12 protein-coding genes are annotated in these 18,572 nt (G+C 73.2%); 8 read left to right on the forward strand and 4 right to left on the reverse strand.

Features of this window, described 5'->3' with window-relative positions:
• Positions 1-53 precede the first annotated feature (53 nt).
• The 3 genes from ACFXPL_RS00065 to ACFXPL_RS00075 form a co-directional block, all read right to left on the reverse strand.
• Entirely contained in the window at positions 54-287 is a 234-nt protein-coding gene (locus ACFXPL_RS00065) for a hypothetical protein (RefSeq protein WP_384909868.1), read from the reverse strand.
• 90 nt (positions 288-377) lie between these two features.
• Positions 378-2,582, reverse strand: coding sequence for a 4-alpha-glucanotransferase (malQ, locus tag ACFXPL_RS00070; protein ID WP_384909871.1), 2,205 nt, complete (start codon positions 2,580-2,582; stop codon positions 378-380).
• A 20-nt stretch (positions 2,583-2,602) separates the two neighbouring features.
• A complete protein-coding gene (locus tag ACFXPL_RS00075; RefSeq protein WP_384909874.1) occupies positions 2,603-2,836 on the reverse strand; it encodes a hypothetical protein in 234 nt (77 codons plus the stop codon).
• A gap of 399 nt (positions 2,837-3,235) precedes the next feature.
• On the opposite strand from ACFXPL_RS00075, the gene ACFXPL_RS00080 reads away from it, so the two are divergent.
• Positions 3,236-6,247 (forward strand): beta-N-acetylglucosaminidase domain-containing protein, encoded by a 3,012-nt coding sequence (locus tag ACFXPL_RS00080; RefSeq protein WP_384909879.1) that lies wholly within the window; start codon positions 3,236-3,238, stop codon positions 6,245-6,247.
• Between the two features lie 208 nt (positions 6,248-6,455).
• On the opposite strand, the gene ACFXPL_RS00085 is transcribed toward ACFXPL_RS00080, so the two are convergent.
• A complete protein-coding gene (locus tag ACFXPL_RS00085) occupies positions 6,456-6,992 on the reverse strand; it encodes an HNH endonuclease (RefSeq protein WP_384909881.1) in 537 nt (178 codons plus the stop codon).
• Between the two features lie 314 nt (positions 6,993-7,306).
• On the opposite strand from ACFXPL_RS00085, the gene ACFXPL_RS00090 reads away from it, so the two are divergent.
• From ACFXPL_RS00090 to ACFXPL_RS00120, 7 genes are all read left to right on the forward strand, one after another.
• Complete coding sequence (locus tag ACFXPL_RS00090) at positions 7,307-8,371, forward strand: mechanosensitive ion channel family protein (RefSeq protein WP_384909884.1); 1,065 nt, start codon at positions 7,307-7,309, stop codon at positions 8,369-8,371.
• Positions 8,372-8,644: 273 nt separating this feature from the next.
• Entirely contained in the window at positions 8,645-10,051 is a 1,407-nt protein-coding gene (locus ACFXPL_RS00095) for a hypothetical protein (protein WP_384909887.1), read from the forward strand.
• 11 nt (positions 10,052-10,062) lie between these two features.
• Positions 10,063-11,127, forward strand: coding sequence for a glutamate ABC transporter substrate-binding protein (locus ACFXPL_RS00100; RefSeq protein ID WP_384909890.1), 1,065 nt, complete (start codon positions 10,063-10,065; stop codon positions 11,125-11,127).
• 141 nt (positions 11,128-11,268) lie between these two features.
• Positions 11,269-12,597 (forward strand): hypothetical protein, encoded by a 1,329-nt coding sequence (locus tag ACFXPL_RS00105; RefSeq protein ID WP_384909893.1) that lies wholly within the window; start codon positions 11,269-11,271, stop codon positions 12,595-12,597.
• Positions 12,598-12,652: 55 nt separating this feature from the next.
• Positions 12,653-15,505, forward strand: coding sequence for a tetratricopeptide repeat protein (locus tag ACFXPL_RS00110; RefSeq protein WP_384909896.1), 2,853 nt, complete (start codon positions 12,653-12,655; stop codon positions 15,503-15,505).
• Between the two features lie 3 nt (positions 15,506-15,508).
• The gene (locus tag ACFXPL_RS00115; RefSeq protein WP_384909898.1) at positions 15,509-16,945 is read left to right on the forward strand and encodes a protein phosphatase 2C domain-containing protein; all 1,437 of its coding nucleotides are present in this window, start codon (positions 15,509-15,511) and stop codon (positions 16,943-16,945) included.
• A 209-nt stretch (positions 16,946-17,154) separates the two neighbouring features.
• Entirely contained in the window at positions 17,155-18,513 is a 1,359-nt protein-coding gene (locus ACFXPL_RS00120; protein WP_384909901.1) for a VWA domain-containing protein, read from the forward strand.
• Positions 18,514-18,572: the final 59 nt, after the last annotated feature.

An 18,572-nucleotide genomic window follows, 5' to 3' on the forward strand; every position in this document is an offset into this window, starting at 1 on the left:
CGCCGCCCGGGCACCTGGTCGGGGTGCGGGCGGCGCCTTCGGAGGCGGAAGCGTCAGGCGTGCTGCTTGCGGGACTTGTCGAGCACCATCACCAGGCCGGCGATGACGCCGAAGATCACCAGCGGCGCGACCACGAACAGGCCGAGGGTCTCGACCACGCTCAGGCCCGGGCCGGGGTCGTCGCCGTCATCGCGGGTGAGCGCGAGGGCCGGGGACGTCATGAGCAGCATCATCAGCGTCGTACCGGCTGCCAGGGCGCCGGCGCGCAGAGTGTTCTTCTTGTCCACGGTGCAAACGTAGCGAACGCCCCCCGGCCCCGCGCGGGCGGGGTGCCGTACCGCACCGTGCGGCTTCCGCGGGGGAGACGTACGCGGGGGTCAGGCGTGCCGGAGCACCTCTGCCAGCCGGTGCAGGCGCGGCGACGCGGCCAGGTCCTCCAGCGCCATCGGGCGGCCCCGCGCGTCCGCGACGGGCAGCCGCCAGTTGGGGTACTGGTCCCAGGTGCCCGGCAGGTTCTGCGGGCGGCGGTCACCCACCGCGTCCGGCAGCCAGACCCCGACCATCCGTGCCGGGGTGCGCAGCAGGAAGCGGTAGACGGCGCGGATGGTCTCCTCCTCGTCGCCGTCGCCGCCGGGCAGCAGGCCGAGCCGGGTGAGGCAGCCGAGCCATTCCGCGACCTCCGCGTGCTCGTCCGACTGCTCCTGCTCCAGCGGGCGGGTGAGCAGGCCGAGGCGGTGGCGCAGTTCCACGTGCTCGCCGGTGAGCCGCGCCGCCGTGGACGGCAGGTCGTGGGTGGTGGCGGTGGCCACGCACCCCTCGCGCCAGCTCTCGGGCGGCAGCGGGCGCCCCGTACCGTCCCAGTCGCGTTCGAACCAGAGGACCGACGTGCCGAGCACACCACGCCGCTCCAGCGCCTCGCGTACGCCGGGTTCGACCGTGCCCAGGTCCTCCCCTATGACGACGGCGCCCGAACGGTGCGCCTCCAGGGCGAGGACCGCGAGCATCGCCTCCGCGTCGTAGCGCACGTACGTGCCGTGCGTGGGCGGCTGTCCCTCCGGCACCCACCAGAGCCGGAACAGCCCCATGACGTGGTCGATCCGCAGCGCCCCCGCGTGCCTCAGCAGGCCCTGGAGCAGTCCGCGGTACGGGGCGTAGCCGGACGCGGCCAGGACGTCCGGGCGCCAGGGGGGAAGCCCCCAGTCCTGGCCGAGCGCGTTGAAGGCGTCCGGCGGGGCGCCGACGGAGATGCCGTCCGCGAAGGCGTCCTGCTGCGCCCAGGCGTCGGCGCCGTCCGGGTGGACCCCGACGGCGAGGTCGTGGACGATCCCGACGGCCATGCCGGCCTCGCGGGCGGCCCGTGAGGCGTCGGCGAGCTGTCCGTCGGTGAGCCAGGCGAGGCGGCAGTGGAAGTCGATGCGGTCGAGGAGCCGGGCCCGCGCGGCGGAGGTCTCGGCGGAACGCGGGTCGCGCAGCCCCTCCGGCCAGTCGCGCCACCGGGAGCCGTGCACCTCGGTGAGGGCGCACCAGGTGGCGTGGTCCTCCAGGGCGCGGCCCTGGGCGGCCAGGAAGTCGCAGTAGTCGGCGTGGCGGCCGGGGCCGAGCGGGACGCGGTCCAGGATCTCCAGGGCCGCGCGCTTCAGCTCCCACACGGCGTCGCGGTCGATCAGCTCGCCGTACTCGCCGGTCCGGCCGGTCTCGGTGTCGGGCCTCTTGCCCAGGACGGCCTCGCGCAGCGCCGCGGCCTTCTCCACCAGCGCGTCCAGCCGCTCGCGGTCCGGGCCGTGTACGTACGCGTACTCCGGCACGGCCTCGATCCGCAGGTGGATCGGGTCGGGGAAGCGGCGCGAGGAGGGGCGGTACGGGGAGGGGTCGGTCGGCGCGCCGGGCACGGCGGCGTGCAGCGGGTTGATCTGGACGAAGCCGGCGCCGAGGGAGCGGCCCGACCAGGTGGCCAGTTCGGCGAGGTCGCCGAGGTCGCCCATGCCCCAGGAGCGTGCGGAGAGGAGCGAGTAGAGCTGCACCAGGAAGCCGTGTGTACGGGCGGGGGCCTGCGGGACGCGTTCGGGCGCGACGACGAGCACGGCGTGTTCCGTACGGCCGTCGGGGGCCTCGGCGGAGAGCCGGTGGACGCCGAGCGGCAGCCGGGCCCACGCGGAGGGTGTGGTGGGCACGCGGGCGGCGACGGGTACGGGGGCCACTCCGGGCAGCTCGACCGTCTCGCCCCGCGCGCTCTGCCAGTGCTCGACCTCCACGCGGAGCGTCGAGCCCGCCGGGAGCGCCGTCAGGGCGGCCGGCAGCGGCCGGTCCACGCCCTCTTCGGCTCGGGCTCCTTCCGCGCCGGTACCGGCTCCGGCTCCGTCGGGCGGGCTCCAGAGCACCAGCGTCGGCGGCAGCAGTCGGCTCTCGGCGGCGGACTCGGCGTGGCTCAGGGCGGCGCTCACCGCCGCGGGCGTGGACGCGTCGACGCCCAGCGCGGCGAGCACGGAGACGACGGTGTCGTCGGGTACCGGGGCGTCGCTGCCCGGTGAGGGCGCGTACCCGGTGGCGACACCGTGCAGCTCGGCGAGCCTGGCCAAGCCCATACGGACTCCTGTTCAGAAGGTCATACCCCTGGGGACTCGTTACCGCCGGCGGTGCCGGGCGCGGTCGGTTCGCTGGTCAGGGGGGCGGTGTCGGCGAGGGGCGGTTCGCTGGTGAGGGGGGCGGCGTCGGCGAGCGGGGGCTCGCTGGTGAGGGGGCCCGCGAAGACGGCGGCGAGGGGAGGCTCGCTGGTCAGAGGCGCGGGCTCGGTCTGTTTGGAGAGGGCGGAGAGCAGGAGCTGTGCGGATGCGGCCATGACGGCGCCTCCTGAGGATGGGGAGCAGGACACACCAGCCCTACCCAGCGGACGAGCTCGCAGACGTCCACCCCCCGTAAACGTGTGTTGAGTCACGTTCTGTTCCCCGAACTCAGCGGCCGGACCGGCCGTACTCCCTGCCGAGGTCGATCATGACCGCGCGCCACGTTGGTCATGATTACCACAACGGGCAAATGCGACACAGGGGCCGCGCGCATTGACACCCTCATAGGCGGGTGGTGGGCTCGTTGCCGCCCGGGGGCCGGAGTGCGACGCGGGTGGCCGGGCGGACTCCTACAGGACGGTGACGGAACGGCGTTGGCGGACTTACGGCAGGACCTCGACAGGGCCAGGCAGCGGTACCGGCGGTACCGGGGAGCAGCAGGAGGGAAGTCGGGCATGCGGCTCGGGCACAGGAGGGGAACCGCGACCGCCATGGCCGTCGCCGTGATCGGCGGTCTCCTCTCCGCCGCGCCGGGTGCGCAGGCCGCCCCCAGGGACCCGGCATCACCCGCGACTGTTTCACCCGAACGAGTGAAACAGGAGGCGCTTCCCGCCGTCTGGCCCCGGCCGCAGTCGCTCCGGGCCGCAGGCCGGCCCGTCGTCCTCGGGGACGAGGCCACGATCGTCGCGGGCGCGGGATCCGACCCGTACGCGGTACGGGAGCTGGCCGCGCTGCTGCGCTCCGCCGGGGTCCGCACCGTACACCGCGCGCCGGCGTCCGGTACCGCACCGGGAAGGGGTCCGGTCGTCCTCGCGGGCGGCGCGGGCGCACGCGACGCGCTCGACGCCCTGCGCGCCCCCGCGCAGGCCGACATGGCGTCCGGCGGCTACCGGCTCGCGGCGGGCACCGTGGAGGGCCGTGGCACCGTCGCCCTGGACGGCCTCGGCGACGACGGCCTCTTCCACGCCGTCCAGACCCTGCGCCAGTTGCTCTCCCCCCGGGCCACGGGGGACGGCGGCGAGCGGCCCGCCATGCCCGGAGTGGTCGTACGCGACTGGCCGGGCACGGCCGTACGCGGTACGGCGGAGGGGTTCTACGGGCGTCCCTGGAGCCACGCGCGGCGGCTCGCCCAGCTCGACTTCATGGGGCGCACCAAGCAGAACCGGTACCTGTACGCGCCCGGCGACGACCCGTTCCGGCAGGCGCGCTGGCGCGATCCGTACCCCACCGCGGAACGTGCCCGGTTCCGCGCGCTGGCCGAGCGCGCCCAGCGCAACCATGTGACCCTCGCCTGGGCCGTCTCCCCCGGCCAGTCCATGTGCGTGACGTCGAAGAAGGACCTCACCGCACTGAACCGCAAGATCGACGCGATGTGGGAGCTGGGGGCACGCGCCTTCCAGCTCCAGTTCCAGGACGTCAGCTACAGCGAGTGGAACTGCCGCGCCGACGCGGAGGCGTTCGGCTCGGGCCCCGCCGCGGCGGCCAGGGCGCAGGCACGCGTGGCGAACGCGGTGGCCGCCCGGCTCGCGGAGCGGCACCCGGGCACCGAACGGCTCACGGTGATGCCGACCGAGTACTACCAGGACGGCGCCACGGCCTACCGCACGGCGCTCGCCGGGGCACTCGCCCCTCCCGTACAGGTGGTGTGGACGGGCGTCGGGGTCGTGCCGCGTGCGATCACCGGCCGCGAGCTGACAACCGCGCGGGCCGCCTTCAAGCACCCGATGGTCACCCTGGACAACTATCCGGTCAACGACTACGAGCAGGGCCGGCTCTTCCTCGGCCCGTACACCGGCCGGGAACCGGCGGTCGCCACCGGCTCGGCCGCGCTGCTCGCCAACGCGATGGAACAGGCGTCCGCCTCCCGTATCCCGCTGTTCACGGCGGCCGACTACGCGTGGAACCCGCGCGGCTACCGGCCCCAGGAGTCCTGGCGCGCCGCCGTGGCGGACCTCGCGGACGGCGACGCCCGGGCCCGTGACGCCCTGAGCGTGCTGGCGGGCAACAGCGCCTCGTCCGTCCTCAGTCCGTCGGAGTCCGCGTACCTGCAACCGCTGCTGGCCGCGTTCTGGCGCTCCCGTACGACCATGGACCCCAAGGCCCGCAAGGCGGCGGCGACCCCGCTGCGGGCCGCGTTCACCTCGATGCGCGAGGCCCGGGGGCGGCTCTCCGGCACGGCCGGGGGGCAGCTGGAGGACGAGGTACGGCCCTGGCTCGACCAGCTCGCACGGTACGGCGCGGCGGGCGAACTGGCCGTGGACATGCTGACCGCCCAGGACCGGGGCGACGGGGCCGGCGCCTGGCGGGCCTCGCTGAAGCTGGCACCCCTGCGGACGGCGGCGAAGGCGGCCGGGGCGACCGTCGGCAGGAACGTACTGGGCGCCTTCCTGGACCGGGCGGTCAAGGAATCCTCGGCCTGGACGGGCGCGGGCCGCGTGAAGGGCCAGGCGGTCACCGAGGACACCGCCGGGGACGGCCGGCGCACGTACACCGTCAGCGTGGGGCGGCCCCGGCCCGTCGAGACGCTGCACACGATGACAGCGCCGGGCACCGGACCGGGCGCGACCGTCGAGGCGCATGTGCCGGGCCGGGGCTGGCGGGCGCTGGGCCCCCTGTCACCGAGCGGCTGGACGGAGAACGGCGGCAAGACGCTGAAGGCGCTGAAGGGGACCTCCGTGGACGCCGTACGCATCGTGTGGCCGGGCGGCCCCACCACGGGGAAACCGCCGTCCGCGATCGCGTTCGCCCCCTGGTTCGCGGACGAACCGCAGGCCGGTCTGACCCTGGCGCGGGGCGAGACGGACGCGCAGATCGGCGGGGGCCCCGAACGGGTGGAGGCCCGGCTGACGGCCCTGCGACCCGGCCCGGTGAAGAGCGCGCTCACGGCGAGAGCGCCGTCCGGCATCCGGGTGAAGGCGCCTAAGGAGACGACGGTGCCGCGCGGCTCACGTACAACCGTTCCGGTGGAGGTCAGCGTCCCGAAGGGCACCCCGGCGGGCAGCTACGAGGTACCGCTCTCCTTCGCGGGCGAGGAACGCACCCTGACGGTCCGCGCCTCCCCGGCCACCGGCGGCCCGGACCTCGCCCGCACGGCCACCGCGTCGTCCTCCGGCGACGAGACGCCCGACTTCCCCGCACCAGGGGCCGTGGACGGCGATCCGACGACACGCTGGTCCTCCCCGGCACAGGACGACGCCTGGCTCCAACTGCGACTGGCCCGGCCGGCCCGGATCGGCCGACTGGTCCTGCACTGGCAGGAGGCGTACGCCAGCCGGTACAGCGTCCAGGTCTCCCAGGACGGCCGCACATGGCGCACGGCGGCCACGGTGCGGGACGGCAGGGGCGGCCGGGAAACGGTCGGCCTGGACGCGAAGGACACCCGCTACCTCCGCATCCAGGGCGAGACCCGGGGTACGCGCTTCGGGTACTCACTCTTCGCCGTGGAGGCATACGAAGTGCGCCCTTGAACCAGCCACCCTTTCTTGAGGCCTCGGTTCGCCTCAGGGCGCTCTGTGCCACTGTCGACGGTCGACCGTGCTCGGTTTGTTCGTTCCCCACAAACCTGCGGGCGCTCTCCCTTTCGACAGCGGCGCGCCCTTCGGCTCACTCACCGGCCAGGGGCGCGTCGACGCCGACTTGAAGCGCCCCAAGCGCCCCGGAGGCGAACCGAGCCCTTCAGACAAGAAACGAATCGATCCGGGCGACCGCGTCCTCCGCTCCGTACGGTTGCAGGTACGGCATCCAGCGCGGGTCGCGGTGGCCGGTGCCGATGATGCGCCAGGCGAGGCCTGAGGGCGGGGCGGGCTGGTGGTTGAGGCGCCAGCCGAGTTCTCGCAGGTGGCGGTCTGCTTTGACGTGGTTGCAGCGGCGGCAGGCGGCCACCACGTTGTCCCACACGTGCTGTCCGCCGCGGCTGCGCGGAATGACGTGGTCGACGCTGGTCGCGACGCCACCGCAGTACATGCAGCGTCCGCCGTCGCGGGCGAAGAGCGCACGGCGGGTCAGCGGGACGGGACCCCGGTAAGGGACCCGCACGAAGCGCTTGAGCCGTACGACGCTGGGCGCTGGGATGACGCGGGTCTCGCTGTGCATATAGGCGCCGGATTCCTCCAGGCAGAGGGCCTTGTTCTCCAGAACGAGGACGAGCGCGCGGCGGAGCGGTACGACGCCGAGCGGCTCGTACGACGCGTTGAGGACCAGGACATGCGGCACGGATGCCTCCTTGTACGCCGGCGGCACGTGGCTCGCGCCGGGACGATCTGCTCTCAGTCTCCCCTCATGCCTGGTCGAAACGCCACCACGTCCAGGTAACGGGCTCGGAGTGTTTTCCGCCACCAAGGGCGGCACCGGTCGGCCCCGGCTCTCACAAGGGCTGTACAGGCGCACGACAGGGCCCACGTGAGGAGTGTCTCTCCGCCGTGCGGAGCGCCGGACGGGCCGCGTTGCCCCGTTAGTGTGGTTGGTCCCGCCGTACACCAGTCGCATCCGCCGCGCATCCGTCCGGCCGTATCTGGAGGTTTTCCGCCGTGTCCTGGTCCGCCCCGCTGGCAGCCGGTTCCTCGTCCGACCCCGTCACTCTCGACGAGGCGGCGGACCGGGCGACCGACGCGGCGAGCTGGATCGAGGAGAACTGGGCCACGTGGCTGAGCATCGGGCTGCGCATGACGCTGATCCTGGTGATCGCGCTGGTGCTGCGCCATGTGATCCGGCGGGCGCTGACCAAGCTCATAGACCGGATGAACCGCAGTGTGCAGACCGTCGAGGGCAGCGCCCTGGGCGGGCTGCTGGTCAACGCCGAGCGGCGCAGGCAGCGCTCGGAGGCCATCGGGTCGGTGCTGCGGTCGGTGACCTCGTTCCTGATCCTGGGTACGGCGGCGCTGATGATGCTCGGCGCGCTGAGCATCAATCTGGCTCCGCTGCTGGCGTCCGCCGGGGTCGCGGGCGTGGCGCTCGGATTCGGCGCGCGGAATCTGGTGACGGACTTCCTGTCCGGCGTCTTCATGATCCTGGAGGACCAGTACGGGGTCGGGGACACGATCGACGCCGGGGTGGCCTCCGGCGAGGTGATCGAGGTCGGGTTGCGCGTCACGAAGCTGCGCGGCGACAACGGCGAGATCTGGTACGTACGCAACGGCGAGGTCAAGCGGATCGGCAACCTCAGCCAGGGCTGGGCGACGGCCGCCGTCGATGCGGTGGTCAGGCCGTCGGAGGATCTGGAGCGGGTCCGTACGGTGATCAACCAGGTGGCCGAGAAGCTCGCCAAGGACGATCCGTGGAACGAGCGGCTGTGGGGCCCGGTGGAGGTGCTGGGTCTGGACTCGGTACTGCTGGACTCGGTGACGGTGCGGGTCTCCGCGAAGACCATGCCCGGCCAGGCCGTCGGGGTGGAGCGCGAGCTGCGCTGGCGGATCAAGCAGGCCTTCGACGAGGCCGGCATCCGGATCGTCGGCGGGATCCCGGCCGCGGTGGAGGAGGAGTCGGCGCCGGACCCGACGGCGGGCGTGGCGGCTCCTTCGGCCCTGGCGAGCCCGACGTCCCCGCAGTCCCTGGCGGCGTCGCCGCTCGTGCCACCGGCGAACCTGGCCAAGTAGCTCCCGGGCGCCGAGGGGTGGAGGGGGAAGAAGTCGGGTAGCTCGGCCGTGGGTCATCCGAACGCGTACGAACCGCCGTGAAGGGGAACCGATCTCCGGGTTCCGGCGTATTCATGGTGGGGAGAGCGGGCGGCTGCGCCGGGCGCGTCAGGTATCAAGATCCAGTCAGCTCTTGCGCAGTTGTCGGTACCTGCGGCCATACTGCTGGCCGAGAGCTGTCCCCCGGTACGCAGGGGGCGGGCCGCCGTCGTCCATGACCGAGGGGGAGGTCACGTGACATACCCGCCGAATGTGCGCACAGCGCCATCGTCGGTTCCACAGCACGCGCCGGCGCGGCCGCCCGCGCCGCCGGGTGCGCCGCAGCCTCCCTCGCGGCGTGCGGCGTGGTGGGAGACGACGGACCGGCTGCGTGCCGCGGCGACGACGGAGCCCGGGCGGCTGAGGATCATCGGCGCGGCTCTGGCGCTGCTGGTGGTGGCGTTCGGGGCGGTGACGGCGTGGGAGATCACGGACCGGCACTCCGCCGCGGGTGACGTGGTGAGCCGCAGTCAGCCGCTGAGCGCGGACGCGGCGAACATCTACCGTTCGCTGGCCGACGCCGACACGGCCGCGGCGAGCGGTTTCCTGGCGGGCGCCCAGGAGCCGGCAGCGGTGCAGCAGCGGTACCGGGAGGACATCGCCACGGCGTCCGGGCTGCTGATCAAGGCGGCGACGCACACGGACAGCGACAGCGAGTCCGGCCTGCAGATAAGGACGCTCAACGAAGGACTGCCGCGCTACACCGGGCTGGTGGAGCGGGCCCGCGCCAACAACCGGCAGGGGCTGCCCCTGGGCGGCGCCTATCTGCGGTACGCCAACGAGCAGATGACCAAGGAACTGCTGCCCGCCGCCGAGAAGCTGTACGCGGCGGAGACGGACCGGCTCGCGCGGGACAACGACGCGGCGCGGCTCTGGCCGTTCGTCTCACTGGCGATCGGGGTCATGGCGCTCGGCGTGCTCGTGTGGGCGCAGCGGCGCAACTACCGGCGGACGAACCGGGTCTTCAACCGCGGCCTGCTCGTGGCCACCGCCGGGGCCACGGTCCTGCTGCTGTGGCTGGCCGCCGGTCAGGCCGTCGCGCGTACGGAGCTGGACAACGCGCAGAAGCAGGGCCAGGAGTCGCTGAAGGTCCTCAACGACGCGAGGATCAACTCCCTCAAGGCGCGCGCGAACGAGAACCTGACCCTGGTCGCCCGGGGCGCGGTCCTGACGGCCGACGGCAAGCACGACAAGTACGAGACGGACTACGCGACGGGCATGGACAGGCTCAGTACCGCTCTCGGTGAGGCCAGGAAGCTCGCCGACAACAGCGCGGGCGGCAGACCGGTGGACGAGGCGATCTCGGCGGTCACCCAGTGGCGCGAACGTCACAAGTCGGTCAGTGAGACGGACCGTTCGGGTGATTACGGGACAGCGGTGAAAAAGGTCATCGGAGCCGACGGTTCGACGGGGCAGTCCTTCGACCGGGTCGACAAGGCGCTGGGTGCGGCGGTCACGCAGGAGCAGAAGGAGTTCAAGGATTCCGCCTCGGACGGCCGGGGCGCGCTGACGGGGCTGGCGACCGGCGCCGGAGTGCTGGCCCTGGTGGCGGCGGTGGGCGCGATCCTGGGCGTGGGCCGCAGGCTTTCGGAGTACCGGTGAGAGGGGGAGGGATGACTTCCGGAGAGAGGCTCCGCCGGTTGCGGGGGACGCGTGGTCCCCGGCCGTTCGACGGGCTGCGCGGCTGGGGTGGCGTCTCGGCGATGGCGGGCGCCTGTGTGCTGACCGCGTCGCTCACCCTGCTTCCGCTGTCCCACTCCGTCGGGGAGCGCCAGGAGGACGCCCCGCAGCGGACGGCCACGGCCGTTCCGGCGACGACGGCCGCGGAGTGCCAGGATCCGGAGCGCAGCGTTCCGCCCTCGGGCGACGACGGCCCGTCCATCCAGAAGATCAAGGCGCGCGAGAACAAGAAGCTGATCATCGGGGTGGACCAGAACAGCTACCAGTGGGGCTATCTCAACCCGGACACCAAGGAGCCGCAGGGCTTCGACATCGATCTCGCCCGAGCCATAGCCAAGGACATCCTCGGCAGCGAGAAGGACGTCATCTTCCGTGCCATCCCCACCAACCAGCGGGTCGCCGCGCTGGACAACGGCACCGTCGACCTGGTCGTCAGGACGATGACGATCACCTGCGACCGGATCAAGCAGGTCGCGTTCTCCACGGCCTACTTCCAGACGGGGCAGCAGGTGCTCGCGCCCAAGGGCTCGACGATCACCGGGTTCGACAAGTCCCTGGCCGGCAAGCGGGTCTGCACGGCCGACGGGTCGACGGCGTACAAGGCGCTGGAACAGAAGTCCTACGGCGCGATATTCAAGGACGCCCACGACGGGACGGCCCTGGACAAGGACCGGCTGACGGTGCCCAACCAGCTCGACTGCCTGGTCAGGCTCCAGCTCGGCGAGGTCGACGCGGTGGTGACGGACAACGCCCTGGCGGCCGGTCAGGCCGCCCAGGACCCGGCGGTCGAGCTGGTCGGGGAGCCGCTCGCCCCGGAGTACTACGGCGTGGCGGCGAAGCTCGGCAACGAAGATCTCGTGGCCCGGGTGAACAACGTGCTGGACGGGTATCGCGCCGGTGGGGCGAACAGCCGCTGGATGCTCGCGTACGACAAGTGGCTCAAGGCGGCGCTGCCGGGCATCACCGCGCCGCCGAAGGCCACGTACAAGGACGGCTGACGGGAGCCGACGGTGTCGGACACCACCGGACGGCACCGGAGAGCGGTCGGCACCGTATCGGCGACGGTGTCAGGAACGGCGTCGGACAGCGCCGGCGGGGCACGCGGCACGGCGGCGTACAGCGGAGCGGAGAGGTGATCGATGGGCGGCACGGGCTCCTTTCCCGACGCGACGGGAAGGCCACCGGGACCGGCGATGGACCGGGACGAGGTGGACCGTGCCCTGGCGCGCCTCGAAGCGGAGCACGAGGCGATCGAGACCTCGCTCCTCGCCCTCCAGGACCACGCGGGACGCCGCCTCCTCGAAGGGGCCGAGCTGACCGGGGTCACCAAGGACCGCTGGGCCACCGCCGAAAGCGCGATCACGCTGCTCTGGTCGTACTTCGAGAGCTACTCCGCCGCGCTGGCCGGCGCCCGTGAGGCGCGTGCCCGGCGGCGCTGGCCGAGCCGCGACGACCTGGTGGAGCTGACGGAGACGCTGCGCGGCCGGGGTGTCACCGTCGCCGGCCCCGCCCAGCCACTGCCGGACCTCACCGGCCCCGCCAGGCTCTCAGAACACTTCACGCTCGCCGAACTGGTGACGCGGATGAACGGGCTGTACGCGAGTTCGCTGGACATGGTCGTGGCCGCGGACTCCGTCTGGTCGGCGCTGCCCGCCCGGATCGACCTGCTCTCGGCCGAGTTGCAGCGCACCCGCTCGCTGGCGTACTCCGTCGGCGTACGGCCCGGGGAGCACCCGGCGGGCGACGACCTGGAGTCGATCACCCACGAGCTGTCCACGCTGCGCGCCCAGGTGATCTCCGATCCGCTGGGCTTCTGGCGTCCCGCGCCCGGCAGTTCGGCCCCGGGCGGCGGCCGGCCCGACACCGAGCGCTACGACCGGGCGGCCCGCGCGCTGGAGGACGTACGGAGCGAGATCGAGGCGGTCCTGCGGGTGCGTCAGGACTCGGAGGAGCGGCTGATGCGGCTGCGCGACCTGCTGTCGCGTGCCGACCGTACGCTCACCGAGGCGCGCGCGGCCCGGGGTGAGGTGCTGGCGAAGATCGCCGCGTCCGAGGTGCCCGCGGTGAGCGGCCCGCCGACCGTACTCCACGAACGGCTGTCGGCCGCCGCCGAGTACCGCAGGCACGCCCAGTGGCACCGGCTCTCACCGCTGCTGGAGTCGCTGGAGCGCGACGCCGAGGACGAACTGCTGCGGGCCCGCGCGTCCCTGACCGCGGTCACGGCGCCGCTCGCGATCCGCGCCGAGCTGCGCGGCCGGCTGGACGCGTACAAGGCGAAGGTCGCCCGGCACGGCCTGGCCGAGGACCCGCTCCTGATGGAGCGGTACGACGCGGCGCGCCGGATGCTGTGGAGCGCGCCCTGCGATCTGCGCGTCGCCGAGCAGGCAGTGCTGCGCTACCAGCGGGCCGCGGCGGACGTCCTCGTCCCCGGGCCGCCGGGCCCGGCCGACCGCAGAGGTGGGGCGTGAGCGCGGACGGCTCCATCACGGACAGCGGAACGACAGCGGGCGAACGGGGGAACGGATGAGCGGGAACACGGCGTTGAGCGGGAACACGGCGTGCCAGCGCGCCGGCTGCGAGGGCTCGTACGAGGACATGGGCGGCGGTGAGCTGTACTGCGGCACCTGCGGTCTGGCCCCCGTCGTCCCGCCCGACGGGGCGCTCTCCTCGCCGCCCACCGGCATCACGGGCGGCCGGGGCGGCGGCGGTAACGGGGGCTCCGGCGGCGGCTCGGGGAAGGGGTCGGGCAGCGGGGAGTCCTCGGGCTCGTCGACGTCGCGCTCCTCCCGGGCGTCCTCGCGCTCCTCGACCTCCAGACGGTCCGTCTCCGGACGGCTCTCGCGTTCGCTGTCCGGCCGGGTGTCGTCCCGGTCGGTCTCGGTGCGCAGCTCCGGTTCGTCCCCCAGCTCCTCGGGGCGCAACCGTCTGGGCGCGGGCCTGGTATCCGTACCGGACGTACCGCGCCCCGATCCGCGTTCCGCCGTCATGGAGCGCCCGGAGGTGCCGGAGCGCAAGCGGTACTGCTCGCGCTCGGACTGCGGGGCGGCGGTGGGCCGGGCGCGCGGCGAGCGCCCCGGGCGTACGGAGGGGTTCTGCACGAAGTGCGGGCACCCGTACTCGTTCGTGCCCAAGCTCCACGAGGGCAATGTGGTGCACGGGCAGTACGAGGTGGTGGGGTGCCTGGCGCACGGCGGTCTCGGCTGGGTCTATCTGGCCATCGACCGTGCCGTGTCGGACCGTTGGGTGGTCCTCAAGGGTCTGCTGGACACGGGCGACCAGGACGCCATGGAGGCGGCGATCTCCGAGCGCCGCTTCCTCGCCGAGATCGAGCACTCCAACATCGTCCGCATCTACAACTTCGTGGAACACCTGGACCAGCGCACGGGCTCCATGGACGGCTACATAGTCATGGAGTACGTGGGCGGCAAGTCGCTCAAGGAGATCGCCAACGAGCGGCGTACGGGCGCCGGCAAGCGGGATCCGCTGCCGGTCGAGCAGGCGTGCGCGTACGGCATCGAGGCGCTGGAGGCGCTGGGCCACCTCCACAGCAGGAACCTGCTGTACTGCGACTTCAAGGTCGACAACGCGATCCAGACCGAGGACCAGCTCAAGCTGATCGACATGGGCGCGGTCCGCAGGATGGACGACGACGAGTCGGCGATCTACGGCACGGTGGGCTACCAGGCCCCCGAGGTGGCCGAGGTCGGTCCGTCGGTCGCCTCCGACCTGTACACGGTGGCCCGCACCCTGGCGGTGCTGACGTTCGACTTCCAGGGCTACACCAACGTGTTCGTGGACTCGCTCCCCGACCCGGACAACATCGACGTCTTCCATACGTACGAGTCGTTCTACCGGCTGCTGGTGCGGGCGACGGACCCCGATCCGGCGCAGCGGTTCTCCTCGGCCCAGGAGATGGCGGAGCAGCTCACGGGCGTGCTGCGGGAGGTCGTCGCGCTCCAGACGGGGCGTCCGCGCCCCGCGCTGTCCACGCTGTTCGGCCCCGAACTGCGGGTCACGGACACGGAACTGTTCGCGGAGCTGACGGAGGACGTCTCGCGGCTGGGGGTACGGGCGGAGCCGAAGGCCGGCCTGTTCGCCCGGCGCGCCAGGGCGGTGGGCGGGACGGGCGCCGGCCCCGCGGTGGAGGCGACCGCCGCGCTCCCGGCGCTGCCCGCGCTGCCCGCGCTGCCCGCTCCGGGCGCCAGACCCGGCGCCGCCGGGTACGGCGGCCTCGATCCGGCGGTCCTGCCGGAAGCTCCGTCGGCGCGCCCCCCTTCGTCCGAGCTGCCGTCGCCGTCCGGCCTGCCGTCGCCGCGGACCGAAGCCTCGCCCGGCGCGGTGACCGCCTTCGGCGCGCCCGTGAACGGGACGGCGGGGGCGCCCCGGCTGGCGCCGCTCGACGCGGCGGCGACCGCGCTGGCCCTGCCCGTACCGCGCGTCGACCCGAACGATCCGAACGCGGGGTTCCTCGCCGGTCTGATGGCCTCCGCCCCCGCCGAGCTGATCGCGGCGCTGGCCTCGGCGCCCACCGACTCCGTGGAGCGCGGGCTGCGCGAGCTGCGTGCCCGGCTGGAGATGGGCGAGCAGGCCACCGCGACCGAGACGCTGAACGTGCTGGAGGAGCGCCGCCCCGACGACTGGCGGGTCGTCTGGTACCGGGGGATCGCCTCGCTGGCGACCGGTGACCACGAGGTCGCGGCGCTCTCCTTCGACGCGATCTACGACGCGTTCCCCGGTGAGCCCGCGCCGAAGCTGGCGCTCGGCGTGTGCGCTGAGGTGCTCGGTCAACTGGACAACGCCGCCGAGTACTACCGTCTGGTGTGGACGACGGACCCGAGCTATGTCAGCTCGGCGTTCGGGCTGGCCCGGGTGCGGCTCGCCGCCGGGGACCGGGCCGGCGCCGTGCGGACCCTGGAGTCGGTGCCCGAGGCGTCGATCCACTACACGGCGGCGCGGGTGGCCGCCGTACGGGCGCGGCTGCGGCAGCGCGGTGTCCCGGCGCCCGCCTCCCCGGGCGGGGGCCGGACGCGGGAGCAGGCGCGGGAGCAGGGCTTCGGCACGGGGCCGGCGCTGATCGACGATCTGACGGCCGCCGCGCAGCAGGTCTCCGCGCTCCAGCAGTTCGCTCTGGACGCGGTACGGCGGGAGCAGTTGTCGACGGAGGTACTGGGCAGTGCTCTGGACTGGGTACTCTCCGGTGGTCCGGGGGCCCGCCCCGTCCAGAGCATGCTGCTCGGCAGCGAACTGGACGAGCGTGGTCTGCGTCTTGGACTGGAACGCTCGTACCGGGTACTCGCCCGGCTCGCTCAGCGCGGCGAGGAGAGGATCGAACTGGTGGAACGGGCCAACCGTTTCCGCCCCCGGACGTGGGTGTGATTGATGTCCCAGATGCACCGGTCGGCCGACTTGCCGACCTGCCCGAGCTGCGAGGAGCCGGTGGAATCCGGCGACCTGTTCTGCGGCGGGTGCGGCTACGACCTGTCGGCCGTGAAGCAGCGCCCGGACGATCACCCCACGCTGGTCATGCAGGGCGCGGGGCAGACCGAGCCGCGTCCTCCGGTCGCTCCCGCGACTCCCCCGGCTCCCCCGCACCCCGCCACTCCCGGCGCCCCTGGCACCCCGGGCTCTCCGGGTGCTCCGGCGGCCGGCGTGGAGTGGCCACCGGCCACCGGAGTGGACAGTTCGGGCACGCCCGTACCGGCTCATCTGCCGGAGGAGGTGCCGGGGCTGGACTCCACGGGGTCGCGGCTGCCCGAGCATCCTGGCGACTTCGAACTCCCCGCGCCCGCCCGGGTGTCCGCCGTACCGCCCGCCCCGGTGGCCCCGGCGCGCCCGACGGCCCCACCGGCTCCGTCGGCCGATCCGCGTACGTCCGCCGCCGGCGCGGCGGCGCCGCCGGCCGGAGCGAAGATCTGTGTGGCCTGCCGCGCGGGCCGCGTCGACACGGACGGCTACTGCGAGAACTGCGGCCACGCGCAGCCGCGTGAGCGCGACCACATGGAGCAGGAGTTGTGCTCGGTGGCCGCGGTCAGCGACCGCGGGCTGCGCCATCACCGTAACGAGGACGCGTTCGCCGTGTCGTCGGCCGCCCTGCCGGACGGTTCGCCCGCCGTGGTGGCGGTCGTCTGTGACGGCGTGTCGTCGGCGACCCGCCCGGACGAGGCGTCGGCCGCCGCGTCGGCGTCGGCCAACGAGTCGCTGCTGGGCGCCCTGGAGCACGGTACGCATCCGCAGCAGGCGATGCACGACGCGATCCTGGCCGCCGGGGACGCCGTCAACGTGCTGGCCGGATCGGCCGCCCCGGAGCACGAGCACCACCACCAGAACGCCCCGGCCTGCACGATCGTCGGCGCGGTCATGGCGAACGGGCTGCTGGTCATCGGCTGGATCGGCGACAGCAGGGCCTACTGGGTCCCCGACGACCGCGGCGGCCCGCCCGCCCGGCTCACCGAGGACGACTCGTGGGCCGCGCAGATGGTCGCCGCGGGCCTGATGAGCGAGGCGGAGGCGTACGCGGACGAGCGCGCCCACGCGATCACCGGCTGGCTCGGCGCCGACGCGTACGAACTGGAGCCGCACACCGCGTCGTTCAAACCGGACCGCCCCGGTGTGGTGGTGGTCTGCACGGACGGGCTCTGGAACTACGCGGAGAGCGCCGACGAGATGGCCAGGGCGCTGCCCGCCGACGCGGCGCGGCGCCCGCTGCACGCGGCCCAGGTCCTGGTCGGGCACGCGCTCGACGGCGGGGGCCACGACAACGTAACGGTGGCCGTGCTGCCGTTCGCCGTACCGGCGCAAGGGGCAGGATCCGCCTGAGTGCGGCGTGGGGACGCCGCGCCGCCGCGCCGTCGCCGGACACCCGCCGCACCCCTGCCGTACGCGCCCGCACGCCCTGTCCCGTCCCGTTTCCCCTCCTCTCGCCTCCCTCCTTCTCCTCATCTCTCCCCTCGACCTGTCACACCGATCTATCTCACCGACTTCTCCCACGGGTCTCCGTCGTGCGGAGCGTCAAGGAGCCGATACAGATGGCGAACTTCTCCAAGTCGAACGTGCCGCAGTTCTCCGTCGACGTGTACCAGAACGCCTACCTGCCCGAGGGCGGGCGCGAGGTCAACGCCATCGTGACGGTCACGTCGACGGGCGGCGGGACCACCGGCGGCGTGCCGCTCGCGGGAGCCTCGCCGACGCCCGCCACCCTCCCTGGGTACAGCCCGAACGCGGCCGTGGTGATCATGGTCGACTGCTCGGGTTCGATGGACTACCCGCCCACGAAGATGCGGAACGCGCGCGACGCCACGGCCGCCGCGGTCGACACGCTGCGCGACGGTGTCGCCTTCGCGATCGTCGCCGGTACGCATGTGGCGAAGGAGGTCTACCCGGGCGACGGCCGGCTGGCCGTCGCCGACGCGCGCACCCGGGCGGCGGCCAAGGAGGCGCTGCGCAGGCTCGGCGCGGGCGGCGGTACGGCGATCGGCACCTGGCTGCGCCTCGCCGACCGGCTGCTCGCCTCGGCCGACGTACCGATCCGGCACGGCATCCTGCTCACCGACGGCCGCAACGAGCACGAGGCGCCGGAGGACCTGCGGGCCGCGCTCGAAAGCTGTGCGGGCCGTTTCACCTGTGACGCGCGGGGTGTCGGTACGGACTGGGAGGTGAAGGAGGTCACCGCGGTCGCCTCCGCGCTGCTCGGGACGGCCGACATCGTGGCGGATCCGTCGGGGCTGGCCGCGGACTTCACGCGGATGATGGAGAACGCGATGGGCAAGGAGGTCGCGGATGTCGCCCTGCGGCTCTGGACCCCTGTCGGGGTGGAGATCGTCTTCGTCAAGCAGGTGGCGCCGACGGTCGAGGAACTGACCGGCCGGCGTACGGAGTCGGGGCCACGGGCAGGGGACTATCCGACCGGGTCCTGGGGTGACGAGTCCCGCGACTACCACGTGTGCGTACGGGTCCCGGAGGCGGGCGTCGGCCAGGAGATGCTGGCCGCGCGGGTCTCGCTGATCCTGCCCGCGCCGGGTGGCGGTGGACCGGAGGTGCTGTCCCAAGGACTGGTACGGGCGGTGTGGACGGACGACATGGCGGCCTCCACCTCGATCAACCCACAGGTCGCCCACTACACGGGCCAGGCCGAACTGGCCCAGGTCATCCAACAGGGCCTGGACGCCCGCAAGTCGGGCGATTTCGACGGCGCGACCGCCAAGCTGGGGCGGGCCGTTCAGCTCGCCGCGTCCTCCGGAAACGCCGATACGGCGAAATTGCTTTCGAAGGTGGTGGACGTGGTCGATGCGGCGACCGGTACTGTGCGACTGAAGGCGAAAGTCGCGGATGCGGACGAGATGACCCTCGAAACGCGCTCCACCAAGACCGTTCGCGTCAAGAAGTAACCGTCGACATCGTCGACATCGGCCCGGTGGCCGGACACGAGAGTGGCCTGCGGGCCCGA

It is taken from the genome of Streptomyces sp. NPDC059092 (genome assembly GCF_042756365.1).
Lineage (GTDB): Bacteria > Actinomycetota > Actinomycetes > Streptomycetales > Streptomycetaceae > Streptomyces.